At 52.5% G+C, this 24,653-nt stretch carries 18 protein-coding genes; 12 read left to right on the top strand and 6 right to left on the bottom strand.

Translation table 11 applies throughout. From position 1 onward, the window contains the following. The first annotated feature begins 2 nt into the window (after window positions 1–2). From G5332_RS04260 to G5332_RS04215, 10 genes are all read left to right on the top strand, one after another. Window positions 3–953, top strand: coding sequence for an SDR family oxidoreductase (locus G5332_RS04260; protein ID WP_323912972.1), 951 nt, complete (start codon window positions 3–5; stop codon window positions 951–953). Beyond that, window positions 953–1,978, top strand: coding sequence for an MraY family glycosyltransferase (locus G5332_RS04255; protein WP_421230684.1), 1,026 nt, complete (start codon window positions 953–955; stop codon window positions 1,976–1,978). The genes G5332_RS04260 and G5332_RS04255 overlap by 1 nt, the downstream gene beginning before the upstream one ends. Further along, entirely contained in the window at window positions 1,975–3,960 is a 1,986-nt protein-coding gene (locus G5332_RS04250; protein WP_227340924.1) for a nucleoside-diphosphate sugar epimerase/dehydratase, read from the top strand. Before G5332_RS04255 ends, G5332_RS04250 begins: the two co-directional genes overlap by 4 nt. Window positions 3,961–3,990: 30 nt before the next feature. Beyond that, complete coding sequence (locus tag G5332_RS04245) at window positions 3,991–5,247, top strand: lipopolysaccharide biosynthesis protein (protein WP_227340923.1); 1,257 nt, start codon at window positions 3,991–3,993, stop codon at window positions 5,245–5,247. An 8-nt stretch (window positions 5,248–5,255) separates the two neighbouring features. Then, window positions 5,256–6,023, top strand: a complete 768-nt coding sequence (locus G5332_RS04240) for a glycosyltransferase family A protein (RefSeq protein WP_421171999.1) — start codon at window positions 5,256–5,258, stop codon at window positions 6,021–6,023. 1 nt (window position 6,024) lies between these two features. Beyond that, window positions 6,025–7,119 carry a glycosyltransferase gene (locus G5332_RS04235; protein ID WP_227340921.1) on the top strand — a complete coding sequence of 365 codons (1,095 nt, stop codon included), beginning with the start codon at window positions 6,025–6,027 and terminating at the stop codon, window positions 7,117–7,119. Continuing rightward, window positions 7,116–8,249, top strand: a complete 1,134-nt coding sequence (locus G5332_RS04230; RefSeq protein WP_227340920.1) for a glycosyltransferase family 4 protein — start codon at window positions 7,116–7,118, stop codon at window positions 8,247–8,249. The genes G5332_RS04235 and G5332_RS04230 overlap by 4 nt, the downstream gene beginning before the upstream one ends. Before the next feature lie 18 nt (window positions 8,250–8,267). Beyond that, window positions 8,268–9,548, top strand: a complete 1,281-nt coding sequence (locus G5332_RS04225; protein ID WP_421171998.1) for a sugar transferase — start codon at window positions 8,268–8,270, stop codon at window positions 9,546–9,548. 17 nt (window positions 9,549–9,565) lie between these two features. Next, complete coding sequence (locus G5332_RS04220) at window positions 9,566–11,293, top strand: Wzy polymerase domain-containing protein (protein WP_421171997.1); 1,728 nt, start codon at window positions 9,566–9,568, stop codon at window positions 11,291–11,293. Between the two features lie 462 nt (window positions 11,294–11,755). Then, on the top strand, window positions 11,756–12,166 hold the full coding sequence (locus G5332_RS04215; protein ID WP_216954269.1) for an H-NS family nucleoid-associated regulatory protein: 411 nt from the start codon (window positions 11,756–11,758) through the stop codon (window positions 12,164–12,166). 583 nt (window positions 12,167–12,749) lie between these two features. Here G5332_RS04215 and G5332_RS04210 read toward each other — a convergent pair. From G5332_RS04210 to nadK, 6 genes are all read right to left on the bottom strand, one after another. Further along, window positions 12,750–14,114: an efflux transporter outer membrane subunit gene (locus tag G5332_RS04210; protein ID WP_421311137.1), complete on the bottom strand. Its 1,365-nt coding sequence runs from the start codon at window positions 14,112–14,114 to the stop codon at window positions 12,750–12,752. Between the two features lie 2 nt (window positions 14,115–14,116). Continuing rightward, complete coding sequence (locus G5332_RS04205) at window positions 14,117–16,090, bottom strand: MacB family efflux pump subunit (RefSeq protein ID WP_421311136.1); 1,974 nt, start codon at window positions 16,088–16,090, stop codon at window positions 14,117–14,119. Beyond that, window positions 16,087–17,250, bottom strand: coding sequence for a macrolide transporter subunit MacA (macA, locus tag G5332_RS04200; protein WP_227340915.1), 1,164 nt, complete (start codon window positions 17,248–17,250; stop codon window positions 16,087–16,089). The genes G5332_RS04205 and macA overlap by 4 nt, the downstream gene beginning before the upstream one ends. A gap of 250 nt (window positions 17,251–17,500) precedes the next feature. Continuing rightward, complete coding sequence (locus G5332_RS04195; protein ID WP_227340914.1) at window positions 17,501–18,391, bottom strand: manganese-dependent inorganic pyrophosphatase; 891 nt, start codon at window positions 18,389–18,391, stop codon at window positions 17,501–17,503. A gap of 342 nt (window positions 18,392–18,733) precedes the next feature. Further along, window positions 18,734–20,398: a DNA repair protein RecN gene (gene recN / locus G5332_RS04190; RefSeq protein ID WP_227340913.1), complete on the bottom strand. Its 1,665-nt coding sequence runs from the start codon at window positions 20,396–20,398 to the stop codon at window positions 18,734–18,736. 231 nt (window positions 20,399–20,629) lie between these two features. Beyond that, window positions 20,630–21,514, bottom strand: coding sequence for an NAD(+) kinase (nadK, locus tag G5332_RS04185; RefSeq protein WP_005338038.1), 885 nt, complete (start codon window positions 21,512–21,514; stop codon window positions 20,630–20,632). 291 nt (window positions 21,515–21,805) lie between these two features. Between nadK and grpE the strand changes: the two genes are divergently transcribed. Further along, window positions 21,806–22,381: a nucleotide exchange factor GrpE gene (grpE, locus tag G5332_RS04180; RefSeq protein WP_005338036.1), complete on the top strand. Its 576-nt coding sequence runs from the start codon at window positions 21,806–21,808 to the stop codon at window positions 22,379–22,381. 297 nt (window positions 22,382–22,678) lie between these two features. Continuing rightward, window positions 22,679–24,607: a molecular chaperone DnaK gene (dnaK, locus tag G5332_RS04175; protein WP_042053028.1), complete on the top strand. Its 1,929-nt coding sequence runs from the start codon at window positions 22,679–22,681 to the stop codon at window positions 24,605–24,607. Window positions 24,608–24,653 lie beyond the last annotated feature (46 nt).

Genomic DNA, 24,653 nt, shown 5'->3' with positions numbered 1-24,653 from the left:
GTATGTCCATACCTAGAATTCTTGTCACAGGTGCCAACGGATTTGTAGGCAAGGCGGTCTGTGAACACTTGCTGGCTCTGGGGGCGAATGTTAAAGGAGCGGTGCGAAGTCACCCGCTGGCTTCTTACCATCTTCATGCTCCCTCTCTGACTGCGGATGCCAACTGGACAGCCCAATTGCAACAGGTGGATGTGGTTGTTCACTGTGCTGCCAGGGTGCACGTGATGTCGGATACCGCGACAGATCCCCTGGCAGCATTTCGAGCGGTGAATACAGAGGGCACCCTAACGCTTGCTCGACAAGCGGCTGAGGCTGGGGTGAAGCGCTTCATCTTTATCAGCTCGATCAAAGTGAATGGCGAGCAGACCGAGCCAGGCAAGCCATTTGATGAGAATGTGCAAAGTCCGCCAGAAGATCCCTATGGACGCTCGAAGTATGAGGCGGAACAGGGGCTGATGGCACTCGCGAAAGAGTGTGGTATGGCTGTAACCATCATCCGTCCTCCTCTTATTTACGGGGAAGGGGTGAAGGCTAACTTTGCCAGCATGATGACGTGGGTGCGCAAAGGGGTCCCGCTACCCTTTGCCCGTTTGACCAATGCGCGTAGCCTGTTGGCGTTACCTAATTTGTGTGACTTCATTGCCCATGCGATGGAGCACCCTGCCGCAGTGAACCAGGTCTTTTTAGTCGCAGATCCTGTCGCAGTGTCGACGTCTCAGTTGTTGGCGGCGATTGCAGAAGCAGAAGGAGTTAGCTGTCGGCTCTTTTATCTCCCACCAGGAGTAATAAGAGGGCTTGGACGCTGTTTGGGGATTGATGCCAAGCTACAACGGATTTATGGCTCTCTGGAAATGAATACCCGCAAGGCTCAGAGCCGATTACAATGGTCGGCACCCTATTCGCTCTCTCAGACCTTATCTCTGATGGCGTCAATCCATAGTGAGTCGTCTTGATGCTGGCATTTGTTTTGTTGTCGATATTTTGTCTTTTTCTTTCAATTACCATGACCGGCCTGCTCAGGCGCTACGCCCAGACCCGCTTGCTTGACCAACCCAATCATCGCAGTTCGCATCAGGTGCCTACCCCGAGAGGCGGTGGCATGGCTATCGTGGCGACCTTTCTGCTGGCAGCCCCGTTGTTTGTTACCCTAATCCCACTGCCCGCCGGCATATCCCAGAGCAGCTTTGCATTGATATGGGCTGCGGCGCTGGGCATTGCATTGGTTGGTTTTATCGATGACCACATCTCTCTCAAGCCTCGAACCCGCCTGATTGTGCAGAGCATGGCGGCCGCTTTGGTGGTTTCTGCGGTTAATGGTTTGCCAGCGCTGACCTTCTTTGGTTGGCAGCTCGACCTGGCCTGGTTTGGTTACCTGCTGGTCTGGCTGGGGGTGATCTGGTTTATCAATCTCTACAACTTTATGGATGGCATCGATGGCTTGGCGGCAGGTGAAGCCGTTGTCGTCTGTCTGTTCATGACGTTATTTCACTATCTGGTTGGGGGGGAGTGGTCGTCTGCCAGTTTGATCCTGCTACTGGGGATTTCGGCGGCTGGCTTTTTGTGCTGGAATTTTCCACCCGCCATGATCTTTATGGGGGATGGTGGCAGCGGATTTCTTGGCTTGATGCTGGCTTCCCTGATGCTGCTGGATGCCGCTTCTGCGCCTCAATTCCTGTGGGCATGGCTCGTCATGCTCGGAGTCTTTGTGGTTGATGCGACTTGGACGTTACTGAATCGCTATCGTCTGAAATGTCGTCTGAGCGAGGCGCATCGTACTCATGGCTATCAATATCTGGCGAGGCGTTGGCAGAGCCATCGAAACGTGACCTTGGCTGTGCTTCTTATAAATAGCCTCTGGCTTGCGCCGATCGCTGTCATGATTGTATTGGGCCAGCTCGATGGTGTGAGCGGTCTGGTCATTGCCTACTTGCCGTTAGCTTTTCTTGCGTATCACCTGAATGCAGGAGTACCAGAATGAGAAATGAGCTTTTACCCGGTGGGAGCTGGCTACTGACTTGCCTGGGCTCCCTGTCACGAGCCAGCAAGCGTGTCATCTCTGTCGCCGTTGATATGCTCTTGATCACCATGACCTATTGGGGGGCGTACTGGATCCGGCTTGAACACAACTGGCCAATCGATAGCCCGCATCACTGGGCACTGCTTGGCGCAATTATCATTGTCAGCATCAGTTTGTTTGTAAGGCTGGGGCTTTATCGCGCAGTGCTGCGATATGTCAGCTTTCGGGTACTATGGACAATCTCGCTAGGGGCATTTCTTTCAACCTGTTTCTTTGTTCTCTCTGCGTTTTACTTTGATATCTTTCTGCCGAGAACGGTCTCGGTTATCTATCTCTCCTTTTTGGTGTTACTGGTTGGCGGTGTGCGGCTGTTTTTCCGGGCGCTCCTTAATACCACCCGTTTGGCTCGTACCCAGGTGTTGATCTATGGCGCGGGCTCTTCGGGTCGACAACTGCAAATGGCCTTGTTGCAAGGTAATGAGTTTTATCCCGTCGCCTTTATTGATGACGATCCCGCCAAACAGGGATGCGTGATCCAGGGTTGTACCGTTTATCACAGTGCTCAGCTGCCAACTCTGATTGACCACCATGGGGTGCAGAAGATCTTGCTGGCTATGCCGAGCAGCACCAGGGCTCGTCGTCAGGAGGTGATTAATGCACTTGAGCCCCTCTCTTGCGAAGTGCTCTCTATCCCGGGAATGGCTGATCTGGTTAATGGCTCTGCCCGCATAGATCAGCTCAATGAGGTCTCCATCGACGATCTGTTGGGCAGAGATCCGGTAGAGCCTGTGACCACCTTGATGGAAGCCAATATCAAGGGCAAAGCGGTCATGGTGACAGGTGCCGGTGGCTCTATTGGTTCTGAGCTCTGTCGCCAAATCTTGCGGTGCCGTCCATCCACTCTGGTACTGTTCGAACTATCCGAATACGCCCTCTATGTCCTGCACAAGAACCTGCGGGAGCAGTGTCAGCGTGAAGAAATCGAAACGGATCTGGTGCCGTTACTGGGTTCAGTACAGCGCCAGCATCGTCTAAAAACGGTGATGCAGAGCTTCAGGATCCAGACCGTCTACCATACCGCGGCTTACAAACATGTCCCGCTGGTCGAGTTCAATATCATTGAAGGAGTACGTAACAACGTATTCGGCACTCTTTATGCGGCACAGGCGGCCATTGAGGCAGGGGTGGAAACATTCGTGCTGATCTCTACCGATAAAGCCGTGCGGCCAACCAATACCATGGGGGCCAGCAAGCGTCTGGCCGAATTGATCTTGCAAGCCTTGACCCGCGAGAAGCACAGCACCCGTTTTTGTATGGTGCGCTTTGGCAATGTTCTTGGATCTTCCGGCTCAGTGGTGCCGTTATTCAGACAGCAGATAGATAAGGGGGGGCCTATCACCCTGACTCACCCCGATATCATCCGTTACTTCATGACGATACCTGAGGCTGCCCAGTTGGTGATCCAGGCCGGCGCCATGGGGGAGGGGGGCGACGTCTTTGTGCTCGATATGGGGCAACCGGTACGGATCATGGAACTGGCGAAGCGCATGATACGCCTCAGCGGCCTGACACTGCGTGATGAGCAGCGTCCCGATGGTGATATCGCCATAGAGGTGACGGGGTTGCGGCCGGGCGAAAAGCTCTACGAAGAGTTACTGATTGGTGATGATGCCAGAGGAACCGAACACCCCAGGATCATGGTGGCACAAGAGAGCTGGCTGCCCTGGTCCCGACTGCGCCCCTTGCTGGCCTCGCTGGATGATGCTTGTCACCGTTTTGATCAACAGCAAGTGCGCGAGATCCTGATGCATGCTCCTGCTGCATTCGAACCGACGGATGGTATCTGTGATCTGGTGTGGCTAGCGAAGCAGCAGCATACAATAACGGAGAACATCGTGAAGCTACCAGTACACAATGTTAATTTTTTGCTGGCTAGAAATTGAGTTACCTGTTTCTATAATGAGGCAACTTGGATGCGATTAGGCCTGGTTGTGGCATTTTATCGAGAATATGCCGCAATTATTACTAATGTTAGTATTCTATTATTTGAAAAAATGGTGACCATTGGGTTGGTTTTTTTTTGCGAGGGGGTAATTAGTCATCTACTCGGTGTGTCATTATATGGGAAATGGCTATATTCGCTTAATGCCGTCATTTTATTGTCATCAGTTACATTGATTGCCGGCTCGGAAGTTGTTGTTCCGGCATTAGTTCGGCATCCTCATTTGCGTTGGAAGATACTATCTTCAGTATTTGTTTTTCGTCTACTTTTCGCTTTGGTTGCTTTGCTTGTCACATTAATCTACGCAAATTTTATTGTCGCAGATCAAGATGTAAGATTAATGCTAATGCTATTGGCGCTGGCGCTCATTTTTAATGAACCATTTTCAGTAATAGCCAACTACTATCAAGCCACCACAAATATAGGTGTTGTTGTAGCGATTCGTCTTGCAATTTTATTATTAAGGGTGCTTTTGGTAAGCCTCGCTTTTTTACTTTCATCTTATTTCATCATCTATTCAAGCAGGGCAATAGAAGCAATGTTTTTAGCTATGTCACTGAGTTGTGTTATTTATTTTAGAGGTGGCATCTGGGACTGGCATAAAAAAGTGGCAGTGGTAATGTTAAGTCGAGGTGGGGCGCTCTGGGTTCCATTAATGCTGATGCTGATTTATATGAGGATTGATCGCTTTTTCATCGAGCATTACTTAGGGTATGAACAACTAGCCATGTATGGTGTGGCTAGTCAAATGCTAGAGCAGGGCGTACTTGTACTTGGTATAGTTGTGCAGTCTATAGCCCCAATGATGTTATATGGGCGCAGAGTAAAAAAAATACATACGGTTTGTTTAGGGCTGTTATTAGTTGCATGTATCTTGCAATTAATGGGTTGGTTATGGCTACATGAAATTGTCTATTTTATCTTTGGAAAAGATTATGAGTTAGCAGCAGATTTAGCCATTATGATGTTGCCTGCGCTTTCTTTTTTCGCTGTGGATAGCGTTTTAATGCAACGATTATACCGTGACAAAAAATATTTTTTGATAATGTGCAAGTGGTTCTTTCTATTAATTATAAGCATATTCAACTATTGGCTGTTGCTAAAAGTATTTCGTTCCGGTGACATTTACATCGTTTACATAACTAATGCTTTTTTGATGATGGCTGCGACGATGTCGATATACTTCATTCATCAATATAAAGGTTGCGTGTGTAAGGTCGTGCAATGATAACAATAATGACGCCAACTTATAACAGAGCATATGTTTTACCAAGGTTGTATGACAGTTTGTGTCAGCAGACAAGGCGGGACTTTGAATGGCTCGTAATCGATGACGGTAGCACTGATGGTACCGCCGAGCTTATTTTTGATTATAGAGTTAAATCTGACTTTCCAATCAATTATTTTTATAAAGAAAATGGAGGGAAGCATCGCGCTATAAATGAAGGTGTGGTTCATGCGACCGGTGATTGGATTATCATTGTGGATAGTGATGACTTATTAACTGGTGATGCTGTTGCCAAGCTATATGATGTTATGAATCATATTAGCTCGGAATTTGTTGGGATGTGTTTTAGAAGAGCAACATTATCTGGTCATATAATTGGTATCTCCGACACCGCATGGAGCAAGTCAATGGTAATGCAGCCCATCATGGCAGGGCATATATTACAAGGTGACTTGGCTTATGTTTTTCGCACTAATGTTATGCGTGAGTTTCCTTTTCCTCAGTTCCCGGGCGAAAAGTTTGTACCAGAGTTATATATATGGAATAAAATTGCCGATATAGGTAAGATAGTTTTTTATGTAGACCAAGTAATATACTTGTGTGAATATCTTCCTGATGGCTACACCTCAAATTTTAAAAAAAATCTAAGAAGTAATCCATGTGGTTTTGGTTTGTTTTATCGAGACCAGGTGATCCGAGATACTCGATTGTTCGGCAAGGTCAAAGCATGTGTCAGAAGTCTCCAGTGCATTCTTTACTGTTGGTTGAAGAGATAGCATGAAAATTGCGATGGTAATCACAGGCCTTGGTATGGGGGGCGCTGAACGACAAGTGTGCGATTTGGCAGATCAATTTATTAGGTTGGGCCACCATATATTAATTATCTCGATGACCGGTGAAATTAGCAATCGCCCACATTCGACTGCAGCAAACATCGTTTCACTGCAGATGAGGAAAACTCCATTTAGTGTTTTCAAAGCATACTGGCAGGCGATCAGGTTACTTAATCAATATAAACCGGATGTGGTGCATAGCCATATGGTGCATGCAAATATTTTTGCTCGGTTATTACGATTATTTGTATCATTTCCGAAGCTTATCTGCTCTGCACATAGTGTTAATGAGGGAAGAGGGTGGCGGATATTGGCATACCGGCTTACCGAAAGGTTATGTGATCTTAACACAAACGTAAGCCAAGAAGCTGTTGAGGCTTTTATTAAACAAGGTGCGGTATCTGCCGGGCGAATGAAAGTCATGTATAATGGTATTGATACGGAGCGTTTTTATTTTAACGCCACAGTCAGAAATAAATTACGCTCTCAGCTTGGGATTGATGACAATAACATATTGTTAATTTCAGTAGGCAGACTGACCGCTGCCAAGGACTATACAAATTTGCTTGTTGCATTTGCGATGTTATCTTCGAGATCCAATAATGTTAAGTTGGTCATCATAGGTGAGGGTGAGGAAAAAGAATACTTAACCACAATCGCTAGCGCACAAGGGATTAGCGAGCGAGTTCATTTCTTGGGGCTGCGCTATGATGTTGAAGATTGGATGAGTGCAGCAGATATATTTGTGTTGTCATCAGCTTGGGAGGGGTTTGGTTTAGTTGTGGCTGAGGCTATGGCTACTGAGCGGGTAGTGGTTGCCACCGATTGTGGTGGAGTGAGGGAAGTGGTTGGCTCTGCTGGATTGCTTGTCCCCTCTAAAAATAGTCAGCAGCTATTTACCGCGATTGAGCAGGCTATGATGCTTTCGCCGCTTGAGAGAGAGGTGATGACTAGGGAGGCTCGGATTCGGGTTATTAGCCATTATTCAATAGAGACTATCTGTCTGCGTTGGTTAAATTTGTACCAGGACTACACATGAGCAAACATCTTTGTATGGTGAGCAATACAGCGTGGTCAATGTGGAATTTTCGCCGCGGATTATTATCTGCACTTATACAACATGGATATCGCATAACCATTGTTGCTCCACCTGATAATACAGTTTTTTCGCTCTGTGATTTGGGGTGTTCATTTATACCGTTGGCACTATCCCCTAAAGGAGTCAATCCAATTGTTGAACTAAAATTAATATTTGATTTCGTAAGAATATATAGAAAAATTAATGCGGATTTAATTATCCATTATACGGTAAAACCAAATATATATGGTTCTTTTGCTGCACATCTTTGTCGCACACCTGCCTTGGCTATAACCACTGGGTTAGGATATGCCTTTATGAATGATGGTTGGGTGCCCAAAGTAGTAAGGTTGCTTTATAAATTCGCTTTTAAATATCCTAAGCTAGTCATTTTCTTAAATGAAGATGATCGCCTTGAATTTGTATCAAGACAGTTGGTAGATAAAAGAAAGACTCTGTTACTGCCTGGCGAGGGCGTTGATTTGAGTTTTTTTTATCCTTCAGAAAAATTTGCTGAAGATGACTCGGTTAGTTTTTTGCTCATTGCGCGGTTGTTATGGGATAAGGGGATTGGAGAATATGTAGCAGCCGCAAAGCAGATTCATATTCGTCATCCAAACATAAAGTTTAAATTGCTAGGCGATGTTCAGGCTGATAACCCACGAGCGATCGGATATGCACAGTTGCATGAATGGATCAATGACGGTGTGCTGGAATATCTCGGTACTACACATGATGTTAGGCCTATCATAATGGAAAGTGATTGTATTGTGTTACCTTCTTATCGCGAAGGATTGCCAAGAACTATGATCGAAGCTGCTGCAATGGCAAAGCCAATTATTGTTACCGATGTTCCTGGATGTAGAGATGTACTGCTACATGAGAAAACCGGGTTACTCTGTCAAGCTAGAAATGTTTCATCATTGGCTGATGCGATGATGACATTCATACGAATGACTACAGCTCAAAGAACCTTGATGGGTAATGCTGGGAGGCAATTAGTTAGTGCCAGATTCGATGAGAAAAAAATCATTGGCATATATTTTGACATATTGGCTCAGCATATCGATGGCGCTCAGCCCTGTGGTTGATAACTGAATGAGTTTTTCATGATAAATAATAGCTATTATCCATATGGTGGTCGTTGGTATGACCTTGTACGGTTTAATTATACAATAATGTTCTTTTTTACATCCTTGGTATCAACATTATTACCTGCATTTTTGTTTTGGGGCGAGGACTTTTGGAATTTCCTTGATGATGTAAAAATAAATTCACTTTTAGGAATCTTTATAACATGTATTACTGCTGGTTTTTTCCTGAGTCGAGTGCTTTGCTATCCTGGAGTTAATGCTTTATCTTATATGATTCCAACAGTAACCGCTGTGTATGGAATATTATTCGGTGTGTTGCTGCTGTTTCGTCTTGAGTATAGTAGGCCAGTAATTATAAGCTCGTATATATTGGTTTTAGTATCTTGCTGGCTTATTTATTACTTAGGGGCACGATCTGGCAAGGTTAAGTATTCTATCATCCCGGTTGGTAATTATCAGAAACTGTGTGCCTTGACTGCTGTTGAATGGAATATTCTTCACAAACCCGATTTTTCTCTGTTTTGTGGTAATGCCGTAGTTGCTGACTTTCACTCATCTGATTTAACGAGTGAATGGCAAAGGTTATTAACTGATTTCGTTTTGTTAGGGATACCAATCTATCACAGCAAAACTATATATGCATCATTAACAGGCCGAGTGAGCGTTGAGCAATTATATGAAAATGACTTGGGTTCCGCTATTCCCTCGTTGTTTTATTTCTTTTTAAAAAGACTAGCTGATCTTTTGGTTGTTATAATTGCACTCCCCTTTTTTATGCCGGTGTTACTTATAACAGCAATATTAATAAAGCTGGAAAGCCCTGGCCCTGTTTTCTTTAAGCAAAAGAGAGTTGGGCTGGGTAATAAAGATTTTGTAATATATAAATTTCGTAGTATGCATGACAGTTCATCATCAGACAATGCATATTTTGCTCAGGAGGTTGACAAACGGATTACTCGTGTTGGTCATTTTATTCGTAAATATAGAATTGATGAGCTCCCGCAATTCTTTAATGTTCTTAAAGGGGATATGAGCTTGATTGGTCCACGGCCTGAACAGCGTTTTTTTGTGGAGAGGTTTGAGTCTGAATTACCATTCTATATGTATCGTCATATGGTTCGTCCTGGTATAAGTGGATGGGCTCAGGTGATGCATGGCTACTCAGCTGATACAGATAGTACTCGTATAAAATTAGAATATGATTTTTATTATATTAGAAACTTTTCGCTTTGGCTTGATCTATTAATAGTAATCAAAACTATTAAAACAATGCTGACAGGGTTTGGGGCTCGTTGAGTATACGGAAATAATATATGAGCAGCTTGTATTGGATTTTATCTTCATTATACTGGTTACTTGGAGTGCATTTTTTTATGCACAACCCGGGAGGAGCAGGGCTATATCTGCCCTTTAACGCATGGGGATGGGTGTTTGCCTCGCTGGCTATTGGATTAGGATTGTGGCAAGTGACGTTACGCCAGCGTCTGCTCTTTTCTCCATTACAAGCGGGCTTATGGATAGGGGCACTCTTGCTACTGCTGCCGATGTTCTATCCAGGTTTTGCACTCAGGGATTATGCCATTCCCAGATTATTGGGGCTTTTTGCTGGTCTGCTGTTTTTATTCGGGCTCTATCAATGGCGCTTCAATCGGTTGCAGCGAGATCGCTTGCTATATATCGTCCTGATAGCGATCGCGATGGAGGCTTTGCTCGGTCTGATACAGTTCTATCTGTTGACACCCGGTAACTGGATTGGCTACGACACTAAAACCAATCGTCCTTACGGGATCTTTCAACAGCCAAACGTGATGGCAACCTTTATGGCAACTGGTCTTGCCCTTGCTATCTGGCTGGAATTACGCCGAGAGGGTGGTCGTTTGCTGATGGCTCTGCGCTATGGCGTCATTCTATCAGCAACACTGTTGCTGGTTGTTTTGCAATCCCGAGTGGGTCAACTTGGCGGTCTGCTAGCTCTGTTTTTATTGATACCGCAACTCCATCGCCATCGATTGCTATGGAGTATGTTGGCGCTGGTTATTTTTGCGGTGGCCCTTGGCCTGCTATCACAGTACTGGATGGCAGGAGCAAAGCGCGGGTTGGAGATTTATCAATCTGGTGGTATGCGATCTATTTATTGGCCTTATGCAGCCAAGCTGATTGCCGAAGCACCATGGAGTGGTTGGGGATACGGCAGTTTTGAATCTGTTTTTCTCCATCACTACATGGCTGATAAGGCGCTGAATCCATCTATGGTGCAGATTGAGTACAATCTTGACCATCCCCACAACGAATTCCTTTATTGGGCTGTTGAGGGAGGGGTGGCTCCCATGGTTGGTATGGTGATCATGGGGGGCGCATTATTGTGGTGCCTGACGAAGGTGCGTTGGGTAAATGCCATGGCACTGCTTGCCCTGGTGACACCGATATTGCTCCATACTCAGACGGAATATCCCCTTTACCATGCAATCGTGTTGTGGTGGTTGTTGCTGACGCTGATCTATGTCGTTGACACCGAGATTGAAGAAACCCGTTTCGTGAGTTGCGGTAGCCCATCGTGGTTGGACATTGAGTATCGCCCCTGGTTGTTGCTCCGATTTATGGCAATAGCTATCCCTCTATTGGTTGTCCCATTTATGATGACAGCCCTTCATACTGCCTGGGTCGTCACCAAATACGAGCGGGGAGGTTATAAGGAGCCGACGCTCTTGCTGGAGATTATCAATCCTATGGCATGGCTGACACGAGTTGAATTTGATGTGAACTCGGTTCGTCTGATGGTCGGTTTGCAGACAAACAACAAGGCTGAACTGGAAGCTTATCTGGAGTGGGGGCAGGACTTCGTACTTCATACACCACGAGCTAATATATACGCCAATATGGTGACAGCACTTAACGCTCTGGGTCGCAAAGAGGCAGCCGATGCGATGCGTCTGGAAGCGCTCAGACTCTATCCTGCGGAACCTCTGCTGAGTGGCTCTGTAGCTATACCGGTGATCAGTGGTGTTGATCAATCTGCACAAAGTAATGCTCGCGCAAATTAGCGTAATTTAACAACCGGGTAAGATCGGTTATGTTAAAAAACAGATTGTTTATTTGTCTTTAGATATATGGATTGGTGTTGTAAGCTCTTGATTTTTATGGATAAAAATTATGGCTTTTTAAGTCGTCGTTGCTGAGGAATTGCTTTGTGGCTTTTTTATTTCACCTTGCTTGATGGGTAACTGGGCGGGGGGGAGGGCATATCGGGTGTCACTATAAAGAGAATCTTCTGACTGCATGTAGTGGGATATTAATGAGCCCTGTAATATCTGAGATCATCATCTGTCAGATTGTATAGCAATCACAACTGAGCATTGATTTGTTATCACGCTTCGCGTCAAGAGAGTATGGTGAGTGAAAAATAAAAAAAAAGGAGTGTAAATACAGAAAACGGTATGTTGTTATCAATTGTCCATGCTATTCTGACACGGTAATCCCTGTGACCGACTTTTTGTGAGGAAATAATGAACGAGTTTCTGAAAGTTCTGCTGAACATTCGCAGTCTGCGTGCGGCTGTTCGTGAGCTGCCGTTTGAGCAACTGCTGGAAGCTAAAGAGAAGTTTGACCTGGTTTACCAAGAGCGCGCCGATTCTGTTGAACAGGAGCGTGCTGAACAGGAAGAGCGTCAGCGCAAGCTGAATGAATTCACCGAAATGCTGCAGCAGGCTGGTATTGATCCTCGTGAGCTACTGGCGACTGCCGCTGCTCCGGCTGCTGCAACTGGCGCTGCCAAGAGCAAGCGAGCTCCGCGTCCGGCTAAATACAAGTACGAAGAAGATGGCCAGGAAAAAACCTGGACCGGTCAAGGCCGTATGCCGAAAGCCATTGCTGCTCAAGTAGCATTGGGTAAAGACCTGAACGATTTCCTGATCTAATTCGTCAGGTTCAGAGATTGAATAATGCCGCCCTCGGGCGGCATTATTTTTGCCGTTTTACTCGTGGTTATCCAACCAGTATTTCCACCTCATTGTTATCTGCATTCCTCGTTTGTATCCTTTCTCTCTCGCCTTACCCGCAGTTCCTTTACTCAATATCATTCGTTGTTTACGATTAATTTTGTCCTGTGGCTCACCAACGCGATATCGCTATTTGTATGCGTTGTGCTGATACGAGCTTCGGATATGTTTCTCACGATTCACGATTCACGATTCACGATTCACGATTCACGATTCACGATTCACGATTCACGGTGCGTCGCTCGGCAAGAGTAGAGCTCTCTGCTGATGGAATATCCGGTAATCGTTATCTCCGGTCAGGGAGCGTTAGGTATAGAGAGAGCCGCAAGGTATGGCCGGTATATTCAGGGTCGCCGATGCATGTAATTGGCTGCGCTGCCATACCTGCCCCTGATGATGGGCAATGGAGTTCGGCTGCCGTGTGGGAGAGGAAATTCTGTATGGTCTATGGCGATGATATTCCCCACTCTGTAGGCAGAGTGGGGGATAGCCAGGTGAAGCGCTATCGGGGCGTCACGCTATCGCTGCCACCCAGGGCGCGATAGATTTTGGCTGTGGTGGTGAGCTGCTCTTTTTGCTGTGCCAGCAGGCTCTGCTGGGCATCCCACAGTCGGTTCTGCTCATCAAGCCAAGCCTGTACACCGGTCGCACCCGCCTGGAAGCGAGCCTTGGCCAGTCGTTCGGCCTCCCGGGCATAACTCAGCTGTTCCTGCAGATAATCGAGTCGCTGCTGGCCATAGTGGCGGGCGGCCAGATTGTCTTCCACTTCCACCAGTGCAGTGTAGAGCTGCTTGCGAAACTCGGTTTCGGCGATCTGGTAATCCAGCTCCGAGCTTTCAATGGCGAGCTGGGTGCGGTTGTATTCAAGGAAGGGGAGGGCAAGGCTGGCTCCCAGCGTACCAACCGGATTTTGCAGCACTTGCGCCAATCTATCGGATGCGGTGCTGGCGCTGCCGGTCAGGGTCAGGCTGGGGTAGAAGCTGGTGCGGATCTCATCCCCTTTAGCCAGCGTCTTGCTCAGCCGCAATTCGGCCGCTTTGACATCGGGGCGGCGGGCCAGCACATCGGCCGGAATACCCACCGCAAGTTCAGGAATGGCCTGCTTTGCAAGGGAAGCGGGTGCATACTCCAGCGGCCCGCTGCTGCGGCCCAGCAACAGAAGCAGGGCATTGCGAGCCTGTTCCTGCTGCGCCTTGAGGGAGGCCAGCTCAGCCTGCTTGCCTGCCAGTTGCTGGCGTGCCTGCGCCAGATCGAGTCGGGTGATGGCGCCTGCCTGGTATTTGGTTTGGGTCAGCAGCTCGGTTCGCGTCAGGTTGGCCAGCTGCTGTTCTCCGAGTGTGATGGCAGAGCCGAGATAGCCGAGCTGCCAATACTGCTCCAGAGTATTGCCAATCAGCAGGAGTCGGGTGCTGGCGAGATCCTGCTCGCTTGCCGCCGCCTCCCAGCTTGCCTGATCTCGCACCGAGGCAAGCTTGCCCCACAAATCCACTTCGTAACTGAGGCTCAGCGAGGGGCCCAGACTGTTGGTGCCTTTGCCGCTTTTCAGATCCTTGTTGCCACTGGCTGCGATAGTGCCATTGACCGAGGGGGTGAGGTTGGTATCGGCCTGCTCGGCGCCCAGTCTGGCGCTTTTGAGCTTGAGGGCCGCCACACGCATGTCCGGGTTAGCGGCCAGAACCGCCTCGACCAATTTGTCGAGCTGGGGATCATGAAATTCCCGCCACCAGGGGCCAGCCTGCGTAGCCAGTTGGGTGCCCTCTGCCTGTTGCCATGTGGGGGCAATCGTCAGCTCGGGTCTTTGATAGGTGCTGTGCTGACTGCAGCCGCTGAGGGCCATGCAGAGAGCCAGCCAGGAGAGTTTGTGCATTGTTATTCCCTCGCCAGTGCGACAACAGGGTCGAGCCGAGCCGCATTGCGTGCCGGCAGGTAACCAAACAGGATCCCGATGAGTGACGAGCAGCCAAAGGCCATCAGGATGGAGAAGAGCGAGAACTGCATCTTGATGGAGTCCACCAGCAGTGAAAAGAGCGCGCCAATGCCTAGCGATAGGCCGACGCCGAAGATCCCCCCCAGCAGGCTCACCATCACGGCTTCAATCAGGAACTGCTGCAGAATATCCGACTGGCGGGCACCCACGGCCATGCGAATGCCGATCTCGCGGGTGCGCTCGACCACTGACACCAGCATGATGTTCATCACGCCCACCCCGCCGACGATCAGCGAGATCACCGCGATGGCCGAGACCATCAGGGTCATGGTGGCGGTGGTTTTCTCTACCGATTTGATGATGCTGTCGCTGCTGAAGGTGAAGAAATCCTTCACCCCGTGGCGCTTGGTGATCAGCTCGATCACCGCCTGCTCGGCCAGTGCTGGTTGTACCCCGTCTTTGACCCGGATGGTGATCTGGCTGAAGTGGTGCTGCGAGATGAGGCGACTCATCACCGCGCTGTAGGGTAGCCAGATATTGACCGACTGGCTGGTGGGGCCAAAGCCGGTCTCCTGCGAGACCACACCGACAATCCGCACCGGCAAGGTGCCGACCAGTACCACCTTGCCGACCGGATCCTCCTTGCCAAGCAGGCTGGTGATGCTCTTCTTGTCCACTACGGCGACGGCGGCACGCTGCTGGATATCTTGCCACTCCAGTAAGCGACCACTGACCAGCGTCATCCCCTTCACCTTGAAATAGTCGTTACCGACCCCGGTCACGTTGCCGCTGTTGGTCTTGTTGCGATAGCGCAACTGGCCTGAGCTGCCTATCTCGGGGCTGGCGCCCGCAAGATAGGGTTGCCCCAACAGGGCATCGAGATCCCCCTTGTTGAGGGTCTGGATGCTGGCCATCTTCTCATCGCCCCATCCTTTACCCGGGAAGATTTCGATGGTGTTGGTGCCCATCGCATTGATCTGGTCGATCACCTTGGCGCGCGCGCCCTGACCAAGAGCAACCACGCTCACCACGGCGGCGATGCCGATGATGATGCCGAGCATGGTGAGGAAGGTGCGCATCCGGTGGGCGAGCATGGCATGCATCGCCATCCGTCCCGCTTCCCGATAACGATCCCAGTCGTGACCCATGGCGCCTGTAGTGGGCGCTACTTTTTGAGAGGCTACAGCGGTGGCTGGAGCCAACACGGCCGTTTGGCAGGGGCCGCTATCTTGTTCAATCCGACCATCCTTGAGAGTGATGATCCGGTCGGCATGGCTGGCCACGTTCATATCGTGGGTGACCAGAATGATGGTGTGGCCCTGAGCATGCAGCTCCTTGAGGATCGCCATCACCTCCTTGCCGCTCTGGCTATCCAGTGCGCCGGTCGGTTCATCGGCGAGGATCACTTCGCCGCCATTGGCCAGCGCCCGGGCGATACTGACCCGCTGCTGCTGACCGCCGGAGAGCTGGCCCGGGGTATGGTGACTGCGATCGGCCAGTCCCAGTCTGCCCAGCAGCTGACGCGCACGTGCCTGGCGATCCGGGCGGCTGGTGCCGGCATAGACGGCCGGGATCTCCACGTTGGCGGCGGCATCGAGATGGGGCAGCAGGTGGTAGCGCTGAAAGATAAAACCGAAGTGGTGGCAGCGCAGCCGGGCCAGCGCCAACGCATCCATGGTGGCGGTGTCTTGACCGCGAAACAGATACTGGCCGCCGCTCGGGCTATCGAGACAACCCAGCAGGTTCATCAGGGTCGACTTGCCAGAGCCGGACGCGCCGACAATGGCGATCATCTCTCCTGCCGTGATGGTGAGGTCAAGAGGGTGGAGCACGGTGACTTCGCTGTCGCCGCTCTGGTAGCGTCGCTCGACCCCTTTCAGCTGGATCAACGGCAGCTGGTTCAGGGGCTCACTCATAGCATCACCGCCATCTCATCATTGTCGGCGGGGGCACTGTGATTGAGCTGCACCTCCTCCTTCTCACTCAGCCCGCTGATCACCTCAATGCGGATCTCGTCCTTCATACCGGTCTTGATATGACGGGTTTCGGTTGTCTCATCGTCCTTGATCACGGTGACTTCATACTCGTTGTCACCCAGCGACTTGCCGAGGGCGGTTTGCGGCACAGTGAGCACCTGCTTGCGCTCGCCGAGCACAATGGTCACCTGGGTGGTCATTGCGACCCGCAGGGTATGGTCGGGATTGGGTACATCGAACAGGGCGTAGTAGTAGACAGCCGCATTGCTGGTGGTGGTGCCGGTGGTGGCCTGATCGTTGATGTTGGTGGGCGCTAACTCCACGGCGCGAAGCGTACCTTGATAGCGGGTATCCGGATCGCCAATGAGGGTGAAGTAGACTGGCATGCCAGCTTTGACCTTGGTGACATCAGCTTCGGAGATCTGCGCCTTGACCGTCATAGTCTCGAGGTTGGCCAGCTTGAGCACGGTCGGCACCGTCTGGCTGGCTGCCAGGGTTTGGCCCTGACGGGTCACAATGCTGATAACGGTGCCATCCATCGGCGCCAGGATCTTGGTGTAGCCCAGCTCGGTCTTGGCCCGATCAACCTTGATCAGGGCGTTGTCGATATTGGCCTGGCTATTTTGTAGTTCGGCGCGGGTGACCGCCAGCAGTGCCTCGGCACTCTCCAGATCGGCCCTTGAGCTCGCCTCCTGCTTGAACATCTGCTGCTGGCGCCGCCAGGCGAGCTCGTTCTGTTTGAGTTGTGCCTGCTTGATCTTGAGCTGGGCGCGGTTGCTGGCAAGTTCCGCCTCGGCCGTCTTGAGGTTGTTCTGGGCAATCAGGGGATCGATCTCGGCCAGCAGGTCTCCCTGCTTGACCTGATCTCCGGCCTCGACGGCCAGCTTGGTAACCTGACCGGAGACCTGGGCCCCCACATCCACCTGCTCCACGGCCTGCAGCACGCCACTGGCCAGTACGGTCTGGGCGATATCCTCGCGGGTCACTTGAGCGGTCAGCATCGCCTTGGGTGGTTGACTGGGCCAGAGCAGCCAGCCGAGGAGCACCATGGCGATCAGCATGGTGATGGCCAGGGTTCTCTGCTTGGGGGTTATGTTCATCGATCACCTGAATGGAAACGGAAAAGGTTGTGCGCGGCGATTATCCTGCAGCAAAGCCCTGATAAATAACAGCCGCAAATATGTAAGCAAAGTTATGGCGTTAACTGTCAATAAGCCGTGAAAGGAGTAAGCGAGAGACCGCAGTGGTGAGCAAGATGGTCAGCAAGAGGGTGGGGAGTGCGGCTGGCGGTGGCGATGATAAAGCCCTGCGCAGAGGCAGGGCTTTGGAATAGGTAATGGCGAGTGAGGATCAGGCCTTGGCCAGCAGATCCATTACCCAGGGCAGACCCTGCTTCTTGCGGCTGACAAAGCCCGGGTGGTAGCTGGACTCTGCCGGTACTTTGGCGTGCTCGGTAAAGTAGATACGGCTGGCAGCCGCAGTCAGGTCAGTCACCATCAACACGAAGAAGTCGAGCCCTTCACTCGCCACGCGCTGGGCCATCTCCTGCTGTAGGGCTGGCAGGTGCTCGGCCAGCTGCTGCTCGCTGCCCACTTCGATCTGGCTCATGATGAAGTTGCAACCTTCCGCCTGGAACGCTTTCTCATCCTGCTGCAGCAACTGCGCAGGAGTGAGGCCGCTCAGATCGGTTTTCGCCATCAGCAGCTGTTGACCAAACTCGGCCAGCGACACCTCGGCCAGCGGTGCAAGACGCTCGCAGGCGATCTTGTCCTGCTCGGTGGTGGTGGGCGAGGTGAGACAGAGGGTGTCGCTCATGATGGCACCCAGCATCAGGCGAGCCTGGCTGCGGGTCACGGTACCTTGCTGGCTCAGCAGATCGAAGGCGATGGTGCAGGTGCAGCCGACGGCCCGGATCCACGCATCCAGCGGAGATTGGGTGACCAGAGTGCCGAGACGGTGGTGATCCACCAGGCCCAGTACATTGGCTTGTGCCAGTGTGGCAGGGCCCTGTTCCAGATCACTGAAATCCACCAGCCAGACATTTTCACCGGTCATATCTTTGGTCAGCAACTCGGGTTCGCTGACGCCAGCCTGCTCCAGAATAAAACGGGTTTCGGTGCGCAGGTCACCCAGACGCCATGGGGTGGCCTGACGGCCCTGGCCATTGAGCCAGTCGGTGATAACCAGCGCACTGCAGATACTGTCGCTATCAGGATTCTTGTGACCAAAAACGTGGATCATAGACAAAGCCTCACAATTGGATACCCATAAAGGGGGGCAACACTATGCGAAATCCGCTACATGAAGGCAACCGGATCCACGCTCATGTTGCTGCCAGCTTCGCCTAACTCGCCATTTTATTGATCTGGGTCGGTAATCCTGACGTGAGTTCGGTGCTCACAGTTGGCTATTGGCTATTGGCTATTGGCTATTGGCTATTGGCTATTGGCTATTGGCTATTGGCTATTGGCTATTGGCTATTACTGACTGCGCAGGCCATAGCTCTCTCCTGTGCCTGCGCAGTCAGCATGTTCGGTCAGCCCTGTCAGTCGCCATCGCTGCAAATCGGCGTTTTGGCCTGATTCAACGGCGCAGCAGCTCGCGAGCATTGGCCAGGGTGTTGTCGGTGATCTGGTCGCCACCGAGCAGACGTGCCAGCTCATTGAGGCGGGCATTCTGGTCGAGCGAATCCATCCGAGTTTCGGTGGTTTTGCCATCGGTATGCTTGCTCACCACCATATGCTGGTGGCCGTTGCCTGCCACCTGAGGCAAGTGAGTGACCACCATCACCTGAGTGGACTCCCCGAGCTGGCGCAGCAGGCGACCCACCACGGCGGCAGTCGGGCCGCTGATCCCCACATCCACTTCGTCGAAAATCAGAGTCGGGGTTGAGACCTTGCGGGCGCTGATCACCACGATGGCGAGACTGATGCGCGACAGTTCACCGCCTGAGGCCACCTTGCCAAGCGGCTGGATCGGTTGGCCAGGGTTGGTGGTGACCATAAATTCCACCCGATCTATACCCAGCGGAGAGAGGCTGCTCTGGGCATCGGGGCGCACCTCGATGGCAAAGCGGCCATCGGGCATCGCCAGTTCGTGCATGCTGCTGGTTACCTTGGCGCCCAGCTCCTGGGCGTAACGCTGACGGCTCTGACTCAGGGCTTCGGCGGCCTGGACAAAAGCCTGACGGGCCTCGGCCAGCTCATCTTCCATCCCCTCTAACCGCTCTTCATCGGAGTTGAGGCGAGCAAGATCAGAGGCCAGCTCCTGATGGTACTGAGCCAGATCTGCCGGTTTGACGTGGTGCTTGCGGGCCAGATTGATCGCCTTGGAGAGGCGAGCTTCCAGCTCGTTGAACCGCTCGGGATCCAGCTCCAGCCGATCGAGATAGCTGCGCAGCTCGCTGTGGCTCTCCTGCACCCCGATCAGTGCTTCGTTCAGCATCTCCAGTACCGGGGTGAGGCGGCTGTCCATGCTGACCAGCCCCTCGGCCCGATCGACGGCTGATTGCAGCAGCCCAGCGATAGTGGTCTCTTCGTTGTCATAGAGCAGGTCGAGGCAAGCCCCGCACTCTTGCATCAGCTCTGTGCCGTTGGCCAGACGCTGGTGCTCCTCTTCTATTTCTTCAAACTCCCCCGGCTGCAGGGCAAATTCGTCCAGCTCTTGCACCTGATACTCGATCAGCTGGCGGCGGGCTTCCCGCTGCTGCTGCTCGGCCTTGAGCCGGTTCAGCTCGTTTTGTAGTTGACGCCACTGCTGATAGTGCTGGCGCACCTCATCGAGCAGCAGATGGTGGCCGGCGTAGCCGTCGAGCAGGGCGAGCTGGTAGTCGGGTTTGAGCAGCATCTGGTGGGCATGCTGACCGTGTACGTTGACCAGCAGCTGACCCAGATTCTTGAGCTGGGTGAGGGGGACGGGCACGCCGTTGATATAGCTGCGTGAGCGACCCTCGGCGGAGATGACTCGCCGCACGATACACTCCCCTTCGTTTTCCAGTTCGTTGGTGGCGAGCCAGGCGCGGGCGGCCGGGTTGTTGTCCAGCAGGAAGCGGGCGCTGACCTCGCTTTTGTCGCTATCGGGTCGCACCATGCCGGCTTCGGCCCGCTCTCCGAGGCAGAGACCGAGAGCATCGATGGCGATGGATTTACCGGCACCGGTCTCACCTGTGATGCAGGTCATGCCCGGTTGCAGATCGAGTTCGAGAAACTTGACGATGGCGAAGTTGTTGACGGTCAGCTGGGTCAGCATGGTCTCATCCTGTATAGGTCAACATTACTGTGTATGCATCCAGTATATACTGGTCTTATATACAGTAAAGAGGGCGCCGCCATTTTTAACACAGGAAAGCCGCGCCAGTGCGCCATGGCTATGAAAATGCGGTACTGATATGAGGGTGCAGGGGAAGTTGCAATGAAAGAAAAGAGAAGGGCGCCAATTCAGGCGCCCTTCTCTGGTAATGCCGTTGTCGGTCAAAGCTGATTAGAACAGCTTGCTGCCCCAGCCGAGCTTGTTGCGCAGCACATGGAAATAGCTGTAGTCGAGGGGATGCACCAGATGAAGCTGGTGGTGGCTCTTCTTGATCAGGATCTCGTCCCCCGGGTGGACCGCCAGCGTCACCTGGCCGTCACAGCTCACCTGCATGGCATCGTCCTGATTGTCCGGCGAGACCAGCAGCCGCACTTCGCTGTCGGCATCGAGCACGATGGGGCGACTGCTGAGGGTATGCGGGAACATTGGCACCAGCGTGATGGCGTTGAGCTTGGGGGTGAGGATGGCGCCACCTGCTGACAGGGAGTAGGCGGTCGAGCCGGTCGGTGTGGCGACGATGATGCCGTCCGAACGCTGGCTATACATAAAGCTGCCATCGATATAGACCTCGAACTCGATCATATGGGCGATCTTGCCCGGGTGCAGCACCGCCTCGTTGACCGCAAGATTACTCGACTTGCGCTCGCCGTGGCGATAGACCGAGGCCTCAAGCAGGAAGCGGTGTTCGCTCTTGTAGTGGCCGGAGAGCACCTGCTCCAATGGCAGCAGGTAATCCTGCGGCGAGAGATCGGTCAGAAAGCCGAGGTTACCCCGGTTGACCCCGATCACTGCTACATCGAAGCGTGACAGCACTCGCGCCGCCCCCAGCATGTTGCCGTCACCGCCGACCACGATGGCGAGATCGGCCTGCTGGCCCAGTTGTACCAGATCCATCACGTTTTCATCGAGGATGCTCAGGGTCTGGGCGACCCGGCTCTCCACCAGTACCCGAAAGCCGCGGGCGGTCAGGTATTGATGCAGGCCGGTCAGCGTCTGGTTGGCCCCCTCATGGTGGGGTTTGCCAATCAGGGCGATGGTTTTGAACGGAGAATCCATAGTCAGTCAGATCTGGGATGGGTATTGCGGGCCAGTATACAGTGCTTTGCTCCGCTTGTGACGCTCTCCCGTGTGACGGGGCTGGCTATCCCCTTGAGGCTACTGGTGAAACGGTGAGCGGTAACCCGGATAAACCGACGGTTGCGGCTATTCAGCAACCCAGATTGCCCTTTACCCCTTGAAAGCCGGGGATGCATCCCCATAATAGCGCCAACATAGTCGGTCTGTTGTCGTCCGGTCGCTCAACCAGACGTCAGGGCCCTCATAAGTAACCCCGGAATTGGAGATGTCATGAACCACGAAGAGCAAAAGGTTGAAGCGATGGAGCAAGTGGAAGCCCAGCCAGTCGAGCCGACCGATGTAGACAGTGAAGTGACAGCCGAGCAGGCCCGCATTGCCGAACTGGAAGCGCAGCTGGAAACCGCCATCCAAAAAGCGGCGGAAGAGCGTGAACGCGCCCTGCGTACCGCCGCCGAGATGGAGAACCTGCGCCGTCGTACCGAGCTGGATGTGGAGAAGGCGCACAAATTCGCTCTGGAGAAGTTCGCCAATGAACTGCTGCCGGTGCTGGACAACCTTGAGCGTGCCATCGAACTGGCCGACAAGGAGAACGAAGCCCTTAAGCCGATGATCGAAGGTGTCGAGCTGACCCTCAAATCCATGCAGAGCGGCGTGGCCAAGTTTGGTCTGGTAGCGCTCGACCCGATCAACCAGCCGTTTGACCCCAACGCCCATCAGGCGATGAGCATGGTACCGAGTGCCGATGTGGCGCCGAACACCGTCATTGCAGTGATGCAGAAGGGCTATGACCTCAACGGTCGGGTGATCCGTCCGGCCATGGTGATGATCGCCAAAGCGGTCGACTGATTGGCTGTGGGTGCCCGAGCCCGCCCTGTGGCGGGCTTTTTGTTTCGCAGTGCAGCACCTGTTCATCTTGCCCGGTTTACGGCTCAACGTGACCGCGCAACCATGACAAAGGGTGTGGTTTTTTAGGGTTGGGGCTTGAAGCTGCGTCCGGCGACCCCATATAGGTAGCAAGGCCGCGGCGGCACAAAAAATTTGATGCCGGGAGCTTGAAAGCCAGATTGGCAGCCCCCACCTAGCCGTTAACGCATTAAGGCGAGTTCCTCGCCAGTTTATTCAAAGTATTTGGAGATTCGTCAAATGGGTAAAATCATCGGTATTGACCTGGGTACTACCAACTCCTGCGTCGCTATTCTGGATGGCGACACTGCTCGCGTGATCGAGAACGCAGAAGGCGATCGTACTACTCCGTCCATCATTGCCTATGCCGATGATGGCGAGATCCTGGTTGGTCAGCCGGCCAAGCGTCAGGCCATCACCAACCCGAAAAACACCCTGTTCGCCATCAAGCGTCTGATCGGTCGTCGTTTTGAAGATGAAGAAGTGCAGCGTGACCTGAAAATCATGCCGTACGCCATCGCCAAAGCTGACAACGGCGACGCCTGGGTTGAAGTGAAGGGCAAGAAAATGGCACCGCCGCAGATCTCTGCCGAAGTGCTGAAGAAGATGAAGAAGACCGCTGAAGACTATCTGGGCGAGCCGGTAACCGAAGCCGTTATCACTGTTCCGGCCTACTTCAATGACGCCCAGCGTCAGGCTACCAAGGATGCCGGTCGCATCGCCGGTCTGGATGTAAAACGCATCATCAACGAACCGACTGCAGCAGCTTTCGCCTACGGCGTGAACAAGGTCAAGGGCGAGCGCAAGGTTGCCGTATATGACCTGGGTGGCGGTACTTTCGATATCTCCATCATCGAGATCGACGAAGTGGAAGGCGAAACCACCTTCGAAGTACTGGCGACCAACGGTAACACCCACCTGGGTGGTGAAGACTTCGACAACCGCGTCATCAACTACCTGGTAGACGAGTTCAAGCGTGAGCAGGGCATCGACCTGCGCAACGACCAGCTGGCTCTGCAGCGTCTGAAAGATGCCGCCGAGAAAGCCAAGATCGAGCTCTCTTCTGCCCAGCAGACCGACGTCAACCTGCCGTACATCACTGCAGATGCCACCGGTCCGAAGCACATGAACATCAAGGTGACCCGCGCCAAGCTGGAATCCCTGGTAGAAGACATGGTGAAAGACTCTCTGGAGCCGGTTCGTGTCGCCCTGAAAGACTCCGGTCTGGCAGTTGGCGAGATCGACGACGTGATCCTGGTTGGTGGTCAGACCCGTATGCCGCTGGTTCAGAAGACCGTTGCCGAGTTCTTTGGCAAAGAGCCGCGTAAAGACGTCAACCCGGACGAAGCCGTGGCCATGGGTGCTGCCATCCAGGGTGCCGTACTGTCCGGTGACAAGACCGACGTACTGCTGCTGGACGTTACTCCGCTCTCCCTGGGTATCGAAACCATGGGCAGCGTGATGACTGCGCTGATCGAGAAGAACACCACCATCCCGACCAAGAAGTCCCAGGTGTTCTCCACAGCCGAAGACAACCAGTCTGCCGTGACCATTCACGTGCTGCAGGGTGAGCGCAAGCGCGCCAGCGACAACAAGTCTCTGGGCCAGTTCAACCTAGAAGGCATCCGTCCGGCACCGCGCGGTCTGCCGCAGATCGAAGTGACCTTCGACATCGATGCCAACGGTATCCTGCACGTCTCCGCGAAAGACAAAGAGACCAACAAAGAGCAGAAGATCACCATCCAGGCCTCCTCTGGTCTGTCTGATGACGAGATCGAGCGCATGGTACGCGAAGCCGAAGCCAATGCGGCCGAGGACAAGAAGTTTGAAGAGCTGGTACAGGCTCGCAACCAGGCTGATGGTCTGGTTCACTCCGTACGCAAGCAGATCACCGAAGCCGGTGAGGCCCTGCCTGCCGACGACAAGACCAAGATCGAAGCCGCGCTGAGCGAGCTGGAAGTTGCCATCAAGGGTGACGACAAGGCTGCTATCGAAGCCAAACAGCAGGCTCTGCTGGAAGCGTCCCAGAAGCTGATGGAAATTGCCCAGCAGCAGGCTCAGGCCCAGGGTGCAGCCGGTGCTGATGCCGGTCAGTCCTCCTCTTCTGCCAAGGCTGACGACGACGTAGTCGACGCCGAGTTCGAAGAAGTGAAAGACGACAAGAAGTAAGCCCTACCCAGATGGGCGGAGTCCGCTTCGCCCATCGGCTTGGTCA

It is taken from the genome of Aeromonas sp. 603757, assembly GCF_049171255.1.
Taxonomy (GTDB): Bacteria; Pseudomonadota; Gammaproteobacteria; order Enterobacterales; family Aeromonadaceae; genus Aeromonas; species Aeromonas veronii_A.
Note: the sequence above shows the minus strand (reverse complement) of the source record. Positions and strands in the feature narration are given on the sequence as shown.